Below are 17460 nucleotides of genomic sequence, written 5' to 3' on the forward strand. Positions count from 1 at the left end.
CGCCCGCGCGACGCGCGGGCGGCGCCTGGTCGAGCGGGCGCCACTGGTGGGCCACCGGGTCCCACTGCCAGCCGTCCTGGATGATCGGCGCCTGCTGGCCCGCCTGACCGGCCTGGCCCGCCGCGGCACGCCCGACCCGGCGACCGGCTCGGCGTCGTGCCCGAAGATCATCGGGTAGGCCAGCCCGGCCACCGCCGCCCCGAGCAGCGGGGCCAGCACGAAGAGCCACAGCTGGAGCACCGCGTCGGTCCCCGAGAGCAGGCCCGGGCCGATCGAGCGGGCCGGGTTGAGCGAGGCGCCGGTGGCCGGCAGCGCGACGAAGTAGCCGGCCGCCAGGCTCAGCCCGATCACCACCGGCGCCAGCGCGCGGTGCTCCTGGCGTGCGTCGGTCGCGGCCAGCACCACCCCGACGACGACCGCGGTCAGCAGCATCTCGAGCGTGAAGGCCGCCCAGGCGGCGTACCCGCTGCCCTGGTCGCCGAACGAGTTCTGGGCCAGCCCGCTGCCCGCCTCGAAGCCCGCGAACCCCTGCGCCAGCCCCAGCAGCACCGCGGCGCCGGCGACGGCGCCCGCCAGCTGCGCACCGACGTACGCCGGCACCTCGCGCCAGGCGAGCCGCCCGCTCAGCGCCGTCGCCAGGGTGGTGGCCGGGTTGAAGTGGCCGCCGGAGACCCGCCCGAAGGCGTGGACCATCACCACCATCGCCAGCCCGAAGGCCAGGGCGATGGTGGTGGTCGTGCTGATCGCGCCCACCTCGCGGGCGTAGACGATCGAGCCGCAGCCGAGGAGCACCAGGACGAACGTCCCGATGGCCTCGGCCGCGGCCTTCTGTGCGGTGGTGGGGGTGGCGCCGAGCTCGCTCATGGGCAGGAGACTAGTGCCGCGGAGGTCGCCCCGAGGGGCGTTGCCGGGTGAGCCCCCGGCTGCGAGGGTGGGGACGGATCGCGCGGCGCGCGGTCAGGTATCTTGACGTCAAGAAATCACTTGCACTCGATCGCCGAGGAGTCGCCCCGCACCATGGCCACCATCATCTACACCCACACGGACGAGGCGCCGCTGCTGGCGACCTACTCCTTCCTGCCGATCATCCAGGCGTACGCCGCGAAGGCGGGCGTCGAGGTCGAGACCCGCGACATCTCGCTGGCCGGCCGCATCCTCGCGCAGTTCCCCGAGCGCCTCACCGAGGAGCAGCGCATCGGCGACCACCTCGCCGAGCTCGGCGAGCTGGCCACCAAGCCCGAGGCCAACATCATCAAGCTGCCCAACATCTCCGCCTCCACCCCGCAGCTCAAGGCCGCGATCAAGGAGCTGCAGGAGAAGGGCTACGACCTGCCGGCCTACCCCGAGAACCCGCAGAACGACGAGGAGAAGGGCGCCCGGGCCAAGTACGACAAGGTCAAGGGCTCCGCGGTCAACCCGGTCCTGCGCGAGGGCAACTCCGACCGCCGTGCGCCCGCCGCGGTCAAGGGCTACGCCAAGAAGTACCCCCACCGCATGGGCGAGTGGAAGAGCGACTCCAAGACCGCCGTGGCCACCATGGACGGCGGCGACTTCCGCTCCAACGAGCAGTCGGTGGTCATCGAGTCGCCCGACATCCTCTCGATCGTGCACGTCGGCGCCGACGGCACCGAGACCGTGCTCAAGGACGCCCTGCCCGTCGAGGCCGGCGAGGTCGTCGACTCCACCTTCATGAGCGTCGCCGCGCTGCGCCGCTTCCTGACCGAGCAGATCGCCCGCGCCAAGGCCGACGACGTGCTCTTCTCGGTGCACCTCAAGGCCACGATGATGAAGGTCTCCGACCCGATCGTCTTCGGCCACGCCGTGCAGGCGTTCTTCCCCACCCTCTTCGAGCAGTACGGCGAGCAGCTGGCCGCCGCGGGCATCTCGCCCAACGACGGCCTCGGCGCCCTGATGTCCTCGCTCGACCAGCTGGCCGACGGCGAGGCGATCAAGGCCTCCGTCGAGCAGGGCCTGGCCGAGGGCCCGCGGATGGCCATGGTCGACGACCGCAAGGGCATCACCAACCTGCACGTGCCCTCCGACGTCATCATCGACGCCTCGATGCCGGCGATGATCCGCATCGGCGGCCACATGTGGGGTCCCGACGGCCAGGAGGACGACTGCCTGGCGGTCATCCCCGACTCCTCCTACGCCGGGGTCTACGCCGCGGTGATCGAGGACTGCAAGGCCAACGGCGCCTACGACCCCTCGACCATGGGCTCGGTGCCCAACGTGGGCCTGATGGCCCGCAAGGCCGAGGAGTACGGCTCGCACGACAAGACCTTCGAGATCCCGGCCGCGGGCACCGTCGAGGTGCGCAGCGGCGCCGGCGAGGTCCTCACCTCCCACGTGGTCGAGCCGGGCGACATCTGGCGCGCCTGCCAGACCAAGGACGAGCCGATCCGCGACTGGGTCAAGCTGGCCGTGACCCGGGCCCGCGCCAGCGGCTCGCCGGCCGTGTTCTGGCTCGACGAGACCCGCGCCCACGACGCGAACCTCATCGAGAAGGTCCGCACCTACCTCCAGGACCACGACACCGACGGGTTGACCATCGAGGTGATGGCCCCGGCCGAGGCGACGACGTACTCCGTCGAGCGCATCCGCCGCGGCGAGGACACCATCTCGGTGACCGGCAACGTGCTGCGCGACTACAACACCGACCTGTTCCCGATCCTCGAGGTCGGCACGTCGGCGAAGATGCTCTCGATCGTCCCGCTAATGAACGGTGGCGGCCTCTTCGAGACCGGTGCCGGCGGGTCGGCGCCCAAGCACGTGCAGCAGCTCATCGAGGAGAACTACCTGCGCTGGGACAGCCTGGGCGAGTTCTTCGCGCTGGCCGCCTCCTTCGAGCACCTCGCCGGGTACGCCGACAACCGCGGCGCGCAGGTCCTGGCCGACACCCTCGACGCCGCGACCGCGACGTTCCTGGAGGAGGACAAGTCCCCGACCCGCAAGATCGGTGGCATCGACAACCGCGGCTCGCACTTCTACCTGGCGCTCTACTGGGCCCAGGAGCTGGCGAAGCAGGACGTCGACGCCGACCTGGCGGCCGCGTTCAAGCCGCTGGCGGAGAAGCTGGCCGCCGCGGAGGAGGCCATCGTCTCCGAGCTCAACGGCGTGCAGGGCAGCCCGGCCGACGTCGGCGGCTACTACCAGCCCGTCGACGAGAAGGCCGACAAGGTGATGCGTCCCTCGAGCACGCTCAACGAGGCGCTCGCCTCGCTCTGAGCCACCCGCACCACCCCGCACGAGCCCCGGACCGGCCACGGTCCGGGGCTCGTCGTGGAATAGCGGTAAACCATGGCGGTGTTGGACCATGGTGACCCGCCCTCCCACGTCTCGGAAGTCCCTCGCATGACTGCTCTCGCCCAGGCCGCCCCGGCCGCCGAGCCGGTGACCCGCGCCCGCTTCGTGCTGGCCGTGGTGGCCCTGGCCACCGGTGGCTTCGCCATCGGCACCACCGAGTTCGTCACGATGGGCCTGCTGCCCCAGATCGCGGGCGGCATCGGGGTCACCATCCCGCAGGCCGGCCACCTGATCTCGGCGTACGCCCTCGGCGTGGTCGTCGGCGCCCCGACCCTGGCGGCCCTGGGGGCGCGGCTGCCCCGGCGCGCCCTGCTGGTGTGGCTGATGGTCGCCTACGCGGTGCTCAACCTGCTCAGCGCGGCCGTCTCCCACTACGGCCTGCTGGCCTTCGTGCGCTTCCTCGACGGCCTGCCGCACGGCGCCTACTTCGGCGTCTCGGCGCTGGTGGCCTCCGGCATGGTCAGCCCCGAGCGGCGCGGGCGCGCCCTGGCGCTGGTGATGATGGGCATCCCGGTCGCCAACCTGGCGGGTGTCCCCGCCGCGACCCTGCTCGGCCAGGCCTACGGCTGGCGCGCGGCGTACGTCGCGGTCGGGCTGGTCTCGGTGCTCACCGTCGTGCTGATCCTGGCCTTCGTGCCCAGCACCCCCGGTGACGCGAGCGCCACCGGTCGGCGCGAGCTGGCCGCGCTGCGCCACCCCCAGCTCTGGTACGCCGTCGGGGCCGGCGCGATCGGCTTCGGCGGCCTCTTCGCCCTGGTCTCCTACATCGCGCCGATCACCACCGACGTCGGCGGCCTGCCCGAGTCGGCCGTCGCGGTCTTCCTGCTCGTCCTGGGCGTCGGCATGGTCGTGGGCAACGTGGTCGCCGGCCGGCTCGTCGACTGGTCGATCGAGAAGTCGCTGCGCGGTGCTGCCGTGGGCCTCGCGCTGGCGCTGATGCTCTACTTCGTGCTCGCCCCCACCGGCTGGTGGGCGGTGCTGGCCGGCTTCCTGGTCACCGTCATCGGCTCGGTGCTGGCGCTGGGCTTCATGGCCCGGCTGATGGACGCCGCCGAGCACGCCCAGACCCTGGGTGCGGCGATGAGCCACGCCAGCCTCAACATCGGCAACGCCCTCGGCGCCTGGCTCGGCGGCCTGGTGATCGCGGCCGGCTACGGCCTGCGCGCGCCGCTGGTCGTGGGCGCCGGGCTCGCGCTCGCCGGCCTGGTCGTGCTGGTCCTGGCGCGCCGCGCCCACCTGCTCGCCGACTAGCCCCCACGACCAGCGGCCCGGGGCGTCGACCCCGGCCCCGCGGGTGTGGCGGCAGTCGGGGAGAATGGCGCCATGGCAGCCACCACCCAGCCCGAGGTGTCCGTGCCGGCAGCACCGCCCTCGGGTGCCCGACCGCGGGTGCTCTCGGGCATCCAGCCGACGGCCGACTCCTTCCACTTCGGCAACTACCTGGGCGCCCTGCGCCAGTGGGTGGGCCTGCAGCACGACCACCAGCCGTTCTTCTTCATCGCCGACCTGCACGCGATCACCGTCGAGCAGGACCCCAAGGTGCTGCGCGAGCGGACCCTGCGCGCGGCCGCCCAGCTGCTGGCCATGGGCATCGACCCCGAGCGCTCCGCGATCTTCGTGCAGAGCCAGGTGCCGGCCCACGCCCAGCTCGGCTGGGTGCTGCAGTGCCTGACCGGCTTCGGCGAGGCGCGCCGGATGACCCAGTTCAAGGACAAGTCCGCCAAGGGCGGCGAGGGCGCGGCCAGCGTCGGGCTGTTCACCTACCCCGTCCTCCAGGCCGCCGACATCCTGCTCTACCGCCCGCACTTCGTGCCCGTGGGCGAGGACCAGCGCCAGCACCTCGAGCTGACCCGCGACCTCGCGCAGCGCTTCAACCACCGCTACAAGAAGACCTTCCGGCTGCCCGAGCCCTACATCCTCAAGGCGACCGCCAAGATCGCCGACCTGCAGGAGCCCACGGCCAAGATGTCGAAGTCGGCCTCGTCGGCCGCCGGCATCATCGACCTGCTCGACCAGCCGTCGGTCAGCGCGAAGAAGATCCGCTCCGCCGTCACCGACTCCGACAACGAGATCCGCTTTGACCGCGAGGCCAAGCCGGGCGTGAGCAACCTGCTCACCATCTACTCGGCCCTGACCGGCGAGGGCGTGGCCGACCTCGTCGAGCAGTACGCCGGCCGCGGCTACGGCGACCTCAAGAAGGACCTCGCCGAGGTGGTGGTCGACGTGGTGACGCCGTTCCGCGACAAGACCCTCGAGCTGCTCGACGACCAGGCCCACCTCAGCGACGTGCTCCGCCGCGGCGCCGAGCAGGCCGGCGCGGTCGCCGAGGCCACCCTGCGCGACGTCTACCAGCGCGTCGGGTTCGTGGCACCGAGCCGCACCTCGTGACCGCTAGGGTCGCAGGCGTGGTCACGATCGGAGTCGCCGTCGCCATCCCCGAGCCCTGGGGGAGCGAGCTGCAGGACTACCGCACCGCCATCGGTGACACCACCGCCACCCAGATCCCGACCCACATCACGCTCGTCCCGCCGACCGAGGTCGACGCCGAGGCGGTGCCCGACGTCGAGCAGCACCTCGCCCAGGCCGCGGCCGTGGTCGATCCGTTCGTGGTCCGACTGCGCGGCACCGGCACCTTCCGCCCGGTCTCGCCCGTGGTCTTCGTGGCCGTCGCCGAGGGCATCGCCGGCTGCGAGCAGCTGGCCGGCGCCGTACGCCGCGGCCCGCTCGACATCGAGCTCTCCTTCCCCTACCACCCGCACGTGACGGTGGCCCACGAGCTCGACGACCCGGTGCTCGACGAGGTCTTCGAAGACCTCGCCCGCTTCGAGTGCCGCTTCGACGTCGACGCCTTCCACCTCTACGTCCACGACCACCAGCACGGCTGGCAGCCGACACGTGAGTTCCCGCTCGCCGAGAGCCCCCACGGGCAGGAGTGAGCCGTGACCTCCCTCAAGGAGCGGGCCAGCGACGTCCGTGAGCAACGCCCGCTCGTCGACCACCTGGTGCGGATGCAGGCGCACTACGGCGAGGCGCGGGCCAGCCAGCACGCCGGCGCGATCACCTACTTCGCGTTCCTGTCGTTCTTCCCGATCCTCGCGCTGTCCTTCTTCGTCGTCGGCGTGGTCTCCGAGGTCTGGCCCGATGCCAACCAGACGCTCGTGGAGGCGATCCAGTCCCTCTTCCCGGGCATCATCGGCACCGGGGAGGGCCAGCTCGAGCTCGCGGACTTCCGCACCTTCACCGGCCTCGCCGGTGTGGCCGGCTTCCTGGGTGTCCTCTACTCGGGCCTGGGCTGGATCTCGGCGTTGCGCCTGGCGCTCTTCGCGGTCTTCGAGCCGCCCGAGCAGGCGATCCCCAACTTCGTGATGGGCAAGCTGCGCGACCTGATGACGCTGGCCGTGATCGGGCTGACGCTGCTGGTGGCGGTCGCGGTGACGGGGCTGGTCGCCTCGTTCTCCGAGGAGATCCTCGGCTGGGTCGGGCTCGGCGAGGAGCTGGCCTGGCTCGTCGTGCTGATCACCGTGGTGCTGGGCCTGATGGCCAACGCGCTGCTGTTCTTCACCATGTTCCGGCTGCTGGGCCAGCCGCGGGCCCCACGGATCTCGCTCGTCAGGGCCTCGCTGCTCGGTGCCGTGCTCTTCGAGGTGCTCAAGCAGCTCTCGAGCAAGCTGATCGCCGCCACGCAGGGCCAGCCCGCCTTCCAGGCCTTCGGCATCGCGCTGGTGCTGGTGGTGTGGATCAACTACTTCAGCCGGGTGGTGCTCTACGCCGCCGCCTTCGCGCACACCTCGCCCGAGGCCCGCGCGCTGCGCCCCGACGACGAGCCCGCCCCCGTGCAGGGCCCGGCGCTGCCCAGCGGCCCCGACGCGATGGCCGTGCTGGTCGCCAGCGCGGCCCCGGCGCAGCCGGAACCAGGTCCCCGGCGGGGGCTGCTGCGGCGTCTTCGAGACCGCGGGAGGGGCTGAGCGTGCGGTTCGAGCGCAAGCACGGCTGGTTTCTGCTGGCCGTCGCGGGCTGGGGCTACTACAGCTGGGCCATGTTCGCGCGGAACCTGTGGAACGCGTGGTCGGCTGGGGAGGAGCGCCCAGGCGGCTACTGGGTGGCCCACACCGGCCTGATCGTGGTCAACGTGGCGCTCGCCGTCGTCTTCACCGTGTGGGGCCTGCGGGTGCTGCGCGCGGTCCGCGACGCCGAACGCCCCGCCTCCCCGGCCGAGGCCGGGCAGACGGGGCGTCAGGAGTAGCGCTGCTGCTCAGTACCCCGCGCGCAGGGCGTCGCGCAGGTCCTTGTTGAGCTGCGAGATCACGTCGAGCGGGATCTCCTTGGGGCAGGCGGCGGTGCACTCGCCGATGTTGGTGCAGCCGCCGAAGCCCTCGGCGTCGTGCTGGGCGACCATGCTGGCCACCCGGCCCATCCGCTCGGGCTGGCCCTGCGGGAGCTCGCCGAGGTGGGTGATCTTCGCGCCCAGGAACAGCGAGGCCGAGCCGTTGGGGCAGGCCGCGACGCAGGCGCCGCAGCCGATGCAGGTGGCGACGTTGAAGGCACGCATGGCCTTGTCACGCGGGGCCGGCACCGAGTTGGCCTCGGGGGCCGAGCCGGTGTTGACCGAGATGTAGCCGCCGGACTGGATGATCCGGTCGAAGGCCGAGCGGTCGACGATCAGGTCCTTGACGACCGGGAACGCACCCGCGCGCCACGGCTCGATGGTGATCGTCTGGCCGTCGGAGAACGAGCGCATGTGCAGCTGGCAGGTCGTGGTGACCTCCGGGCCGTGCGCCTGGCCGTTGATCATCAGGTCGCAGGACCCGCAGATGCCCTCGCGGCAGTCGTGGTCGAAGGCGATCGGCTCCTCGCCGCGCTCGTTGAGCTGCTCGTTGAGGGTGTCGAGCATCTCCAGGAACGACATGTCCTCCGAGATGCCCTCGACGGCGTACGACTGCATCGAGCCGGACGACTGGGCGTCCTTCTGACGCCAGATCTTGAGAGTGAGGTTCACTTGTAGCTCCGCTGCTTCATCTCGATGGCGGTGTAGATCAGGTCTTCCTTGTGCAGCACGGGCTGGCCGCCCTCGCCGCCGAACTCCCAGGCCGCGACGTAGGCGAACTCCTCGTCGTGGCGCAGCGCCTCGCCGTCCTCGGTCTGCGACTCCGCGCGGAAGTGGCCACCGCACGACTCGCGGCGGTTCAGCGCGTCGATGCACATCAGCTCACCGAGCTCGATGAAGTCGATGACGCGACCGGCCTTCTCGAGGCTCTGGTTGAGGGAGTCGGCGGTGCCGAGCACCTTCAGGTTGCTCCAGAACTCCGCCTTGAGCTCGCGGATCATGTCGATGGCCTTGCGCAGGCCCTCCTCGGAGCGCTCCATGCCGCAGTACTCCCACATGATGTTGCCGAGCTCCTTGTGGAAGGAGTCGGCCGAGCGGGAGCCGCCGATCGAGAGGAACTTGTCGATGCGCTCCTCCACCGAGGTGCGCGCCTCGACCACGGCCGGGTGCGACTCGTCGACCTGCTCGAACGGGCCGTCGGCGAGGTAGTCGCGGATGGTGTTCGGCAGCACGAAGTAGCCGTCGGCCAGGCCCTGCATCAGCGCCGAGGCGCCGAGGCGGTTGGCGCCGTGGTCGGAGAAGTTCGCCTCGCCGGTCACGAAGAGGCCCGGGATGTTGGACTGCAGGTCGTAGTCGACCCACAGGCCGCCCATGACGTAGTGCACGGCGGGGTAGATCCGCATCGGGACCTGGTAGGGGTTCTCACCCGTGATCCGCTCGTACATGTCGAAGAGGTTGTCGTACTTCTCGCGCACCGCGTCCTCGCCCAGGCGGGCGATCGCGTCGGCGAAGTCGAGGTAGACGCCGCGACGGAAGTCGCCGACCATCGGGCCCACGCCGCGACCCTCGTCGCACATGTTCTTGGCCTGGCGCGAGGCGATGTCGCGGGGCACCAGGTTGCCGAACGAGGGGTAGATCCGCTCCAGGTAGTAGTCGCGGTCCTCCTCGGGGATGTCGCGCGGGTCCTTGGTGCAGTCCTCCTTGTTCTTCGGCACCCAGATCCGGCCGTCGTTGCGCAGCGACTCCGACATCAGCGTCAGCTTCGACTGGTGGTCGCCGGAGACCGGGATGCACGTGGGGTGGATCTGCGTGTAGCAGGGGTTGGCCATGTAGGCGCCCTTGCGGTGCGCGCGCCACGACGCGGTGACGTTGGAGCCCATCGCGTTGGTGGAGAGGTAGAAGACGTTGCCGTAGCCGCCGGAGGCCAGCACGACCACGTCGGCCAGGTGGGTCTCGATCTCGCCGGTGACCAGGTCGCGGGCGATGATCCCGCGCGCCTTGCCGTCGACGACGATGACCTCGAGCATCTCGTGGCGGGTGTACTGGGTGACGGTGCCGGCCGCGACCTGGCGCTCCATGGCCTGGTAGGCGCCGATCAGCAGCTGCTGGCCGGTCTGCCCGCGGGCGTAGAAGGTGCGCGAGACCTGCACGCCGCCGAAGGAGCGGTTGTCGAGCAGGCCGCCGTAGTCGCGGGCGAAGGGAACGCCCTGGGCGACGCACTGGTCGATGATGTTGGCGCTGACCTCGGCCAGGCGGTAGACGTTCGACTCGCGCGAGCGGTAGTCGCCGCCCTTCACGGTGTCGTAGAAGAGGCGGTAGGTGGAGTCGCCGTCCTCCTTGTAGTTCTTGGCCGCGTTGATGCCGCCCTGGGCGGCGATCGAGTGCGCCCGGCGCGGGGAGTCCTGGTAGCAGAAGGACTTCACGTTGTAGCCGGCCTCGCCGAGGGTGGCCGCGGCGGCGCCGCCGGCCAGACCGGTGCCCACGATGATGATGTCGAGCTTGCGGCGGTTGGCCGGGTTGACCAGCCGGTTGTCCATCTTGCGGGTGGTCCAGCGGTCCTTGATCAGGCCGGTGGGCGCCTTCGCGTCGACGAGCTTCTCGGGCGCCGGCGTGTAGTAGCCGTGGGCGTCGTCGGAGCGCTGCTCGGGAGGGCCGTTGAGGACGGTCAGGCCGCTGACGTCTGCGGTGGATGCCATGAGTCGATCTCCCTTAGTCGATGACGCCGAAGAGCGTGAAGAGGGGCACCAGCGAGAAGCCGCCGGCGACCACGACCGCCAGCACCCAGCCGGCGGTGCGGGCGCGGGTGCGGGACGCGGCGGTGTTGGTCCAGCCGAGCGTCTGGGCGGCGCTGAAGGTGCCGTGGTGCAGGTGCAGGCCGAGGGCGGCCATCGCGGCGAGGTAGATCAGCGTCATCCACCACACGCCGAAGGTGTCGACCATCAGCTGGTAGGGGTTGTTGGTCTCCCCACCGGTCGGGTTGACCTTGACGATCGTGAAGTTCAGCAGGTGCCAGACCAGGAAGAGCAGCAGCGTCAGCCCGCCCCAGCGCATGGTGCGCGAGGAGAGGGAGGAGTTGCGGCGCTTGCTCACCTCGTACTTGACCGGCCGGGCCGCCTGGGCGCGCTTCCACAGCACGACCGCGGCGTAGACGTGCACCACGAGCGCGATGATCAGCGCCGCGCGGAACACCCACAGGAAGCCGGAGTAGGGGAGCATCGGCTCGCCCAGCTCGCGCAGGTGCTCGGCGTACTCGTTGAAGGCGCTCTCTCCCGAGAACGCCTTCAGGTTGCCGTACATGTGCGCGAGCACGTAGAGGATGAACAGCGCTCCGCTGCCAGCCATCATGATCTTCAGGGTGATCGTCGAGCGCGAAGCGCGCGCTCCTCTGACGAGAGTCGAGGTTGCCACGGCGGTCACGTTACCTCTCGGCGCACGGACGTTCGGTCGCCGGGAGTGTGACAAATGCCCCTTCGGGGCTTGCGTACTGCTGGGTGAGGGTACCCTAACCCGCTGCCCTGGCCCCGGCCCCGGGGCGGAGCAGCGTCTCGAGCTCGTCGACGGCGACCGCCCAGGTGCGCTGCGTGGCCAGCTCCCGGGCGCGTGCGCCGAGCAGGGAGCGGTGCGGGTCGGCGGCCACGGCCGCCACCGCGCGGGCCAGGGCGTGGGCGTCGCCGGGCTCGTGCAGCGCGCCCGTCTCGAGGTGGCGCACCACCTCGAGGGCACCTCCGGCGCGCGGCGCCACGACCGGCACCCCGCTGGCGGCGGCCTCGCGCAGCACGTGCGCGCAGGTCTGCGCCTCGCCGGGGTGGACCACCAGGTCGGTGCTGGCCAGCGCCACCGCGAGGTCGCCGGTGGCCAGGGTGCCGGTGAGCTTGGCGCCGGGCAGCCGGCTGCGCAGCCACTCGCGCTGCGGGCCCTCGCCGATGACGACCGGCCGGATGCCGGGCACCTGCGCCAGCGCCGCGAGCCGTCGTACGCCGTGACGCTTGTGCAGGCTGCCCACGAACGCCACCACGACCAGCGGGCCGTCCTTCGACGACGCCCGCGACCAGTGCCGGTGCAGCCACTCGTCGCGCAGGGCCGGGGTGAAGGCGTCGGTGTCGACGCCGGGCAGCCAGGTGGTCGTGCGCACCCCCAACGACTCCAGCCGCGCCGACATCCACGACGCGGTCACCACCACCGTGTCGGCGCGGTCGGCGACCCGGGTGCGCCAGTAGTCCCAGGCCAGGTCGGGCACCGGCTGCTGCTGCAGGACCACGGTGCGCACCCCCGCGGCACGGGCGTGCTTGAGCGCCTTGCGGCCCAGGCCACCGGGGGTGGTGGCGGGGCTGGTGGCGACCACGACGTCGGGACCGAAGCCGTCGACGGCGGCGCGCACCTGGGCGCCGGGCTGCGCCAGCGGGCTGATCCGCACCACCGCGCTGCCCCGGTAGCAGCGCAGCCCCGGCGCGGGCGCCACGAACCGGACCTCGTGGCCGCGGTCGATCAACCGGTCGGCCAGCGCCTTGACGGTCGTGGTGGTCGCGTCGCTCGCCGGGAAGAAGGTCTCGGTCACCAGCAGGATCCGCACGCCGCCACCCTCCACCCCCCGCCGGGCCCCCCGGCCACACCGCGGTGACGACCAGACGAACGCCACGTGACCGGCGGCGTCCGAGTGGTCACGAACGACAGGGGAGCCCAGCTCGGAACCGTCGTTCGTGACCACTGCGTCAGCTGAGGTCGGGTCGCCAGGTCTTGACCAGCGCTCGAGTGCCCGCCGCGCTGAAGAGGGAGCACTTCAACAGGTCGTGCCAGGCCCGGATCCGCTCGGGGTCGTGCTGACGTCCGAGCGCCTCGTCCGCCGCGCGCAGGATGCTGACGGCGCGGTGCAGGACGTCGCCCGACGTGTAGCCGTTGCGCCGCCAGCCCACGTCACCCAGCCTTCGCTCGCGGCGTCGGTCGTCGGCGTACTGCCCCGCCTCGAGGTGGACGCCGCCGTCGTACTCCTGCAGGCTGCGGCTGCCCACCACCCAGAGGTCGCCGCGGGCGACGAACCCGCCGTGCTCGTCCCGCACCTCGTGCTGGCTGACCACAGGGACCTCGCACACGACGTGCAGGACTCGCAGCAAGCTCTCCCACGCTGACTCCGACGCCGGGTCTGCGAGATCGAGGGCCCGCAGGAGGCGGGGGGAGCCACGCCGGCGCCGGGCTGCGGCGAGGATCTCCTCCCTGGTCGTGCCGGCTCGCAGCGCCGCGTCGAGAAGGACCACGAGATCGAGCACGCCGAGGTCCCGGGCGCAGGACGCCAGCGTCTCAGCGGGCGACGTCACCCGGAGAGCGTCGATGGTGACCGAGGTCGGAGGTGCCGGGTGGCGGGTCACCACCAGCTCCGGGCGCCGAACGCGGGGGGCGGACCGTGGCATGGCGACGAAGACCGGGAACTCGTCCGGAAGGGGAGGCAACCACCAGCCGTGGACCTGCGCGGCACTGAGGTGGCTGAAGACGGCCGACGACGGGAGGACCTGCTGCCAGGCGTGCAGGTCGGCGTACGGCGCCGTGCTCGCGACGCGACGGTGCACCCCGTGGCCCACCCGCTGCCACTCCTTGGACCGCGTCCTGCCCAAGCGCACCTCGACCACCTCGTCCATGCCCTGACGCTGCCCGGCAACGACGACGGGCGCCTTCCCGGGTCCTGTCGCTGGGGATCGACCGGTCGCGCCGCGAGTACGTGGAGAAATGGTGGCTCACCGGGTGGTGGGGGCACGCTGGTGTAGCCGAGTGGTCACAGACGACAAGGGCAGGTGCCCCTGGGTGTGACCACTGCGAGGCCAGCTGCCTCTCGCGCAACCACTCGGTGGACTGCCGGCGCGGAAAACATCACACTCTGTGGCCGACGCCACGCCGGGCTCCTAGGGTTCGGCTCATGACCTCACCCGAAGGTGCCGTGGAGGGCGGACTCGACGAGCCCACCGGCCTGGAGCCGGAGCAGGGCTCGCTGGAGCTGCTCGGACCCGACGACGACTGGCGACCGGCCGACTGGGAGCAGGCGACGGCGGCGGTGCTGCGCAAGTCGCGCCGGATGCGCGAGGAGGACCCCGACTCGCTGGTCTGGGAGAAGCTGACGCGCACCACGCTCGACGACATCCCCGTCACCCCGCTGGGCACCGCCTCGCTGCTCGACGACCTGCTCACCGCCGGGCGGCCCGCCCGCGCCGGCGACTGGGACGTGCGCGCCCACCTGGCCGCCGGACCGGAGAAGGCCGGCAACGAGGCGCTGCTGGTCGACCTCGAGGGCGGGGTCACCTCGGTGTGGGTCGAGGCCGACGCCGGCACCGACCTGGGGGTGCTGCTCGACGGGGTGCTGGTCGACCTGGCCCCCGTCGTCCTCGACGCGCCGACGGCCCCGCTCGTGGTCGCCGAGGCGTTCCTGGCCCACGTCGGCGACACCGACCTGCCCGCCGGCACCAACCTCGGGGTCGGCGCCACCGCCCCGGCCGACGACCTGGTCGCCGTGGCCCGTCTCGCCGCCGAGCGCGGCGTGCTCGGCGTGGTCGTCGACGGCACCGCCGTGCACGACCGCGGCGCCTCCGACGCCCAGGAGCTCGGCTGGTCGATGGCCGCCGCGGCCCGGGTGCTGCGGGTGCTCACCGAGGCCGGCATGGGCGTCGACGACGCAGCCGGCCTCGTCGAGCTGCGCTACGCCGTCACCGACGAGCAGTTCGCCTCGATCGCCAAGCTGCGCGCCGCCCGCCGGCTCTGGGCCCGGGTGCTCGAGCTCAGCGGAGCCACGAGCAGCGCCGCGCAGCGGGTGCACGCGGTCACCAGCCGGCCGATGATGAGCCGCTACGACCCCTGGGTCAACATGCTGCGCACCACCGTGGCCGCCTTCGCCGCGGGCGTGGGCGGCGCCGACGCCGTCACCGTGCTGCCCTTCGACGCGCCCCTCGGGCGCCCCGACGCCTTCGGGCGCCGGATCGCTCGCAACACCTCGCACCTGCTCGTCGACGAGGCGCACGTCGCCCACGTGGCCGACCCCGCCGGCGGCTCGTACGCCGTCGAGAAGCTCACCGACGACCTGGCCGTCGCCGGGTGGGAGGTGCTGGGCCGGCTCGACACCCCCGAGGGCCCCGACGAGCAGGCGCTCGAGGAGATGGTCGCGCGCACCGTCGAGCGGCGCGACCAGCAGGTCGCCACCCGCGAGCGCCCGCTGACCGGCCTCACCGAGTTCCCGAACCTGGCCGAGGAGCTGCCCGAGCGCGAGCCGTACGACGGCTGGGCCGGGGTCCGCTCCTACGGCGCGGCGTTCGAGGCGCTGCGCGACGAGCCGCCGGCCGCCCGCGTGCTGCTGGCCACCCTGGGCCCGGTCGCCGCGCACACCGCGCGCGCCACCTTCGCCACCAACCTGCTGGCCGCCGGCGGCGTGGCCGTCGACGTGGCCGGCCCCACCGAGGGTCCCGACGACCTCGTGGCCGCCCACGACGGCCACACCGTGGTCTGCCTGGCCGGTGCCGACGCGGCGTACGACGAGTGGGGCCAGGCCGCGGCCGAGGCGCTGCGCGCCGCGGGCGCCACCCGCGTCGTCGTCGCCGGCAAGCCCCGCGAGTGGGCCGACGACTCCTGCGCGACGGGCGTCGACGCCCTTGCCTTCCTGACCCGCACCCGAGAGGCGCTGGCATGAGCATCCCGAAGTCCTTCAGCGGCCTGCCCCTGGTCGGCGACGGCCCGGCGCCGTCGACCGGCACCCCGGCCCACGACCTGTGGACCGCGCCCGAGGGCATCCAGATCAAGACGTCCTACGGCCCCGAGGACCTCGACGGCCTCGACGCGCTCGACACGCTGCCGGGCCTGAGCCCGTTCCTGCGTGGGCCCTACCCGACGATGTACACCACCCAGCCGTGGACCGTCCGGCAGTACGCCGGCTTCTCCACCGCCGAGGAGTCCAACGCGTTCTACCGGCGCAACCTGGCCGCGGGCCAGAAGGGCCTCTCGGTCGCCTTCGACCTGGCCACGCACCGCGGCTACGACTCCGACCACCCGCGGGTGCGCGGCGACGTCGGCATGGCCGGCGTGGCGATCGACTCGATCTACGACGCGCGCACCCTCTTCGACGGCATCCCGCTGGACAAGATGTCGGTGTCGATGACCATGAACGGCGCGGTGCTGCCGGTGCTGGCGCTCTACATCGCCGCCGCCGAGGAGCAGGGGGTGGCGCCGGAGCAGCTCGCGGGGACCATCCAGAACGACATCCTCAAGGAGTTCATGGTCCGCAACACCTACATCTACCCGCCGGCGCCGTCGATGCGGATCATCTCCGACATCTTCAGCTACACCTCGGCGAAGATGCCGCGCTTCAACTCGATCTCGATCTCCGGCTACCACATCCAGGAGGCCGGGGCGACCAACGACCTCGAGCTGGCCTACACGCTGGCCGACGGCGTGGAGTACATCCGCGCCGGCCTGGAGACCGGGATGAGCATCGACCAGTTCGCCCCGCGCCTGTCGTTCTTCTGGGCGATCGGGATGAACTTCTACATGGAGGTCGCCAAGATGCGCGCGGCCCGGGCGCTGTGGGCGCGGCTGGTGCGCCAGTTCGACCCGCAGAACCCCAAGTCGCTCTCGCTGCGCACCCACTCGCAGACCTCCGGCTGGAGCCTGACCGCGCAGGACGTCTTCAACAACGTCCAGCGCACCTGCATCGAGGCGATGGCCTCCACCCAGGGCCACACCCAGTCGCTGCACACCAACGCCCTCGACGAGGCGATCGCGCTGCCGACCGACTTCTCGGCCCGCATCGCCCGCAACACCCAGCTGCTGCTGCAGCAGGAGAGCGGCACCACCGGCACGATCGACCCGTGGGCCGGCTCGTACTACGTCGAGCGGCTGACCCACGACCTGGCCGAGCGGGCCTGGGCGCACATCCAGGAGGCGGAGAAGGCCGGCGGCATGGCCAAGGCCATCGAGCAGGGCATCCCCAAGATGCGCATCGAGGAGGCGGCCGCCCGCACCCAGGCGCGCCTCGACTCGGGCGCGCAGAAGCTCATCGGCGTCAACACCTACCGCCTGGCCGCCGAGGACAAGCTCGACGTGCTGCGCGTCGACAACGACGACGTCTACCGCCAGCAGGTCGCCAAGCTCGAGCGGCTGCGCGCGGAGCGCAACGACGACGACGTCCGCTCGGCCCTCGAGGCGCTGACCCGCTCGGCCGAGCAGGGCCCGCGCCAGGGCTCGCTCGAGGGCAACCTGCTCGCGCTGGCCGTCGACGCCGCCCGCGCCAAGGCGACCGTCGGCGAGATCTCCGACGCCCTCGAGAAGGTCTACGGCCGCCACCAGGCCGTGATCCGTACGATCAGCGGCGTGTTCCGCGACGAGTCCGCCAACGCCGGCGAGGGCGGTAGCCTGGTCACCCAGGTGCTCCAGGCCACCGAGGAGTTCGAGGAGGCCGAGGGTCGGCGCCCGCGCATCCTGGTCGCCAAGATGGGCCAGGACGGCCACGACCGCGGCCAGAAGGTGATCGTCTCCGCCTTCGCCGACATGGGCTTCGACGTCGACGTGGGGCCGCTGTTCTCCACGCCCGAGGAGGTCGCCCAGCAGGCCGTCGACGCCGACGTGCACATCGTCGGCGTCAGCTCGCTGGCCGCCGGCCACCTCGCGCTGCTGCCGGCGCTGCGCGAGGCGCTGGCCGAGCAGGGCCGCCCCGACATCATGGTCGTCATCGGCGGGGTGATCCCGCCCGACGACGTCCCGACGCTGCGCGAGATGGGGGCCGCCGAGGTGTTCCTGCCCGGCACCGTCATCGCCGAGTCGGCGCTGTCGCTGCTGGCCAAGCTCCGCGACGCGCTCGGCCACTGAGG

At 72.0% G+C, this 17460-nt stretch carries 14 protein-coding genes; 8 read left to right on the plus strand and 6 right to left on the minus strand.

What is annotated here, in order from left to right; all coding sequences use genetic code 11:
• Window positions 1-864: aquaporin (locus ABKW28_RS00640; RefSeq protein ID WP_348605626.1), on the minus strand; the 864-nt coding region annotated here is incomplete at its 3' end.
• Between the two features lie 153 nt (window positions 865-1017).
• Between ABKW28_RS00640 and ABKW28_RS00645 the strand changes: the two genes are divergently transcribed.
• From ABKW28_RS00645 to ABKW28_RS00670, 6 genes are all read left to right on the plus strand, one after another.
• A complete protein-coding gene (locus tag ABKW28_RS00645) occupies window positions 1018-3228 on the plus strand; it encodes an NADP-dependent isocitrate dehydrogenase (RefSeq protein WP_348605787.1) in 2211 nt (736 codons plus the stop codon).
• Between the two features lie 126 nt (window positions 3229-3354).
• The gene (locus ABKW28_RS00650) at window positions 3355-4557 is read left to right on the plus strand and encodes an MFS transporter (RefSeq protein ID WP_193667042.1); all 1203 of its coding nucleotides are present in this window, start codon (window positions 3355-3357) and stop codon (window positions 4555-4557) included.
• Window positions 4558-4629: 72 nt separating this feature from the next.
• Window positions 4630-5694, plus strand: coding sequence for a tryptophan--tRNA ligase (trpS, locus tag ABKW28_RS00655; protein ID WP_348605628.1), 1065 nt, complete (start codon window positions 4630-4632; stop codon window positions 5692-5694).
• Window positions 5695-5711: 17 nt separating this feature from the next.
• Window positions 5712-6242, plus strand: coding sequence for a 2'-5' RNA ligase family protein (locus tag ABKW28_RS00660; RefSeq protein ID WP_348605630.1), 531 nt, complete (start codon window positions 5712-5714; stop codon window positions 6240-6242).
• Window positions 6243-6245: 3 nt separating this feature from the next.
• The gene (locus tag ABKW28_RS00665; protein WP_348605632.1) at window positions 6246-7271 is read left to right on the plus strand and encodes a YihY/virulence factor BrkB family protein; all 1026 of its coding nucleotides are present in this window, start codon (window positions 6246-6248) and stop codon (window positions 7269-7271) included.
• A gap of 2 nt (window positions 7272-7273) precedes the next feature.
• Window positions 7274-7549, plus strand: coding sequence for a hypothetical protein (locus tag ABKW28_RS00670; protein ID WP_193667046.1), 276 nt, complete (start codon window positions 7274-7276; stop codon window positions 7547-7549).
• 9 nt (window positions 7550-7558) lie between these two features.
• On the opposite strand, the gene ABKW28_RS00675 is transcribed toward ABKW28_RS00670, so the two are convergent.
• The 5 genes from ABKW28_RS00675 to ABKW28_RS00695 form a co-directional block, all read right to left on the minus strand.
• Complete coding sequence (locus tag ABKW28_RS00675; RefSeq protein ID WP_341228780.1) at window positions 7559-8302, minus strand: succinate dehydrogenase/fumarate reductase iron-sulfur subunit; 744 nt, start codon at window positions 8300-8302, stop codon at window positions 7559-7561.
• Window positions 8299-10326 carry a fumarate reductase/succinate dehydrogenase flavoprotein subunit gene (locus tag ABKW28_RS00680; RefSeq protein WP_341228779.1) on the minus strand — a complete coding sequence of 676 codons (2028 nt, stop codon included), beginning with the start codon at window positions 10324-10326 and terminating at the stop codon, window positions 8299-8301. Before ABKW28_RS00680 ends, ABKW28_RS00675 begins: the two co-directional genes overlap by 4 nt.
• A gap of 13 nt (window positions 10327-10339) precedes the next feature.
• Window positions 10340-11047, minus strand: a complete 708-nt coding sequence (locus tag ABKW28_RS00685) for a succinate dehydrogenase cytochrome b subunit (protein ID WP_348605634.1) — start codon at window positions 11045-11047, stop codon at window positions 10340-10342.
• A gap of 85 nt (window positions 11048-11132) precedes the next feature.
• Window positions 11133-12200: a glycosyltransferase gene (locus ABKW28_RS00690; RefSeq protein ID WP_348605636.1), complete on the minus strand. Its 1068-nt coding sequence runs from the start codon at window positions 12198-12200 to the stop codon at window positions 11133-11135.
• A 139-nt stretch (window positions 12201-12339) separates the two neighbouring features.
• Complete coding sequence (locus ABKW28_RS00695; RefSeq protein ID WP_348605638.1) at window positions 12340-13257, minus strand: hypothetical protein; 918 nt, start codon at window positions 13255-13257, stop codon at window positions 12340-12342.
• A gap of 275 nt (window positions 13258-13532) precedes the next feature.
• On the opposite strand from ABKW28_RS00695, the gene ABKW28_RS00700 reads away from it, so the two are divergent.
• Together ABKW28_RS00700 and scpA are read left to right on the plus strand one after the other, a co-directional pair.
• Window positions 13533-15287, plus strand: a complete 1755-nt coding sequence (locus ABKW28_RS00700) for a methylmalonyl-CoA mutase family protein (protein WP_348605640.1) — start codon at window positions 13533-13535, stop codon at window positions 15285-15287.
• The gene (gene scpA / locus ABKW28_RS00705; protein WP_193667053.1) at window positions 15284-17458 is read left to right on the plus strand and encodes a methylmalonyl-CoA mutase; all 2175 of its coding nucleotides are present in this window, start codon (window positions 15284-15286) and stop codon (window positions 17456-17458) included. Before ABKW28_RS00700 ends, scpA begins: the two co-directional genes overlap by 4 nt.
• Window positions 17459-17460: the final 2 nt, after the last annotated feature.

The organism is Nocardioides sp. 31GB23 (genome assembly GCF_040012395.1).
In the GTDB taxonomy this organism is placed as follows: Bacteria; Actinomycetota; Actinomycetes; order Propionibacteriales; family Nocardioidaceae; genus Nocardioides; species Nocardioides salarius.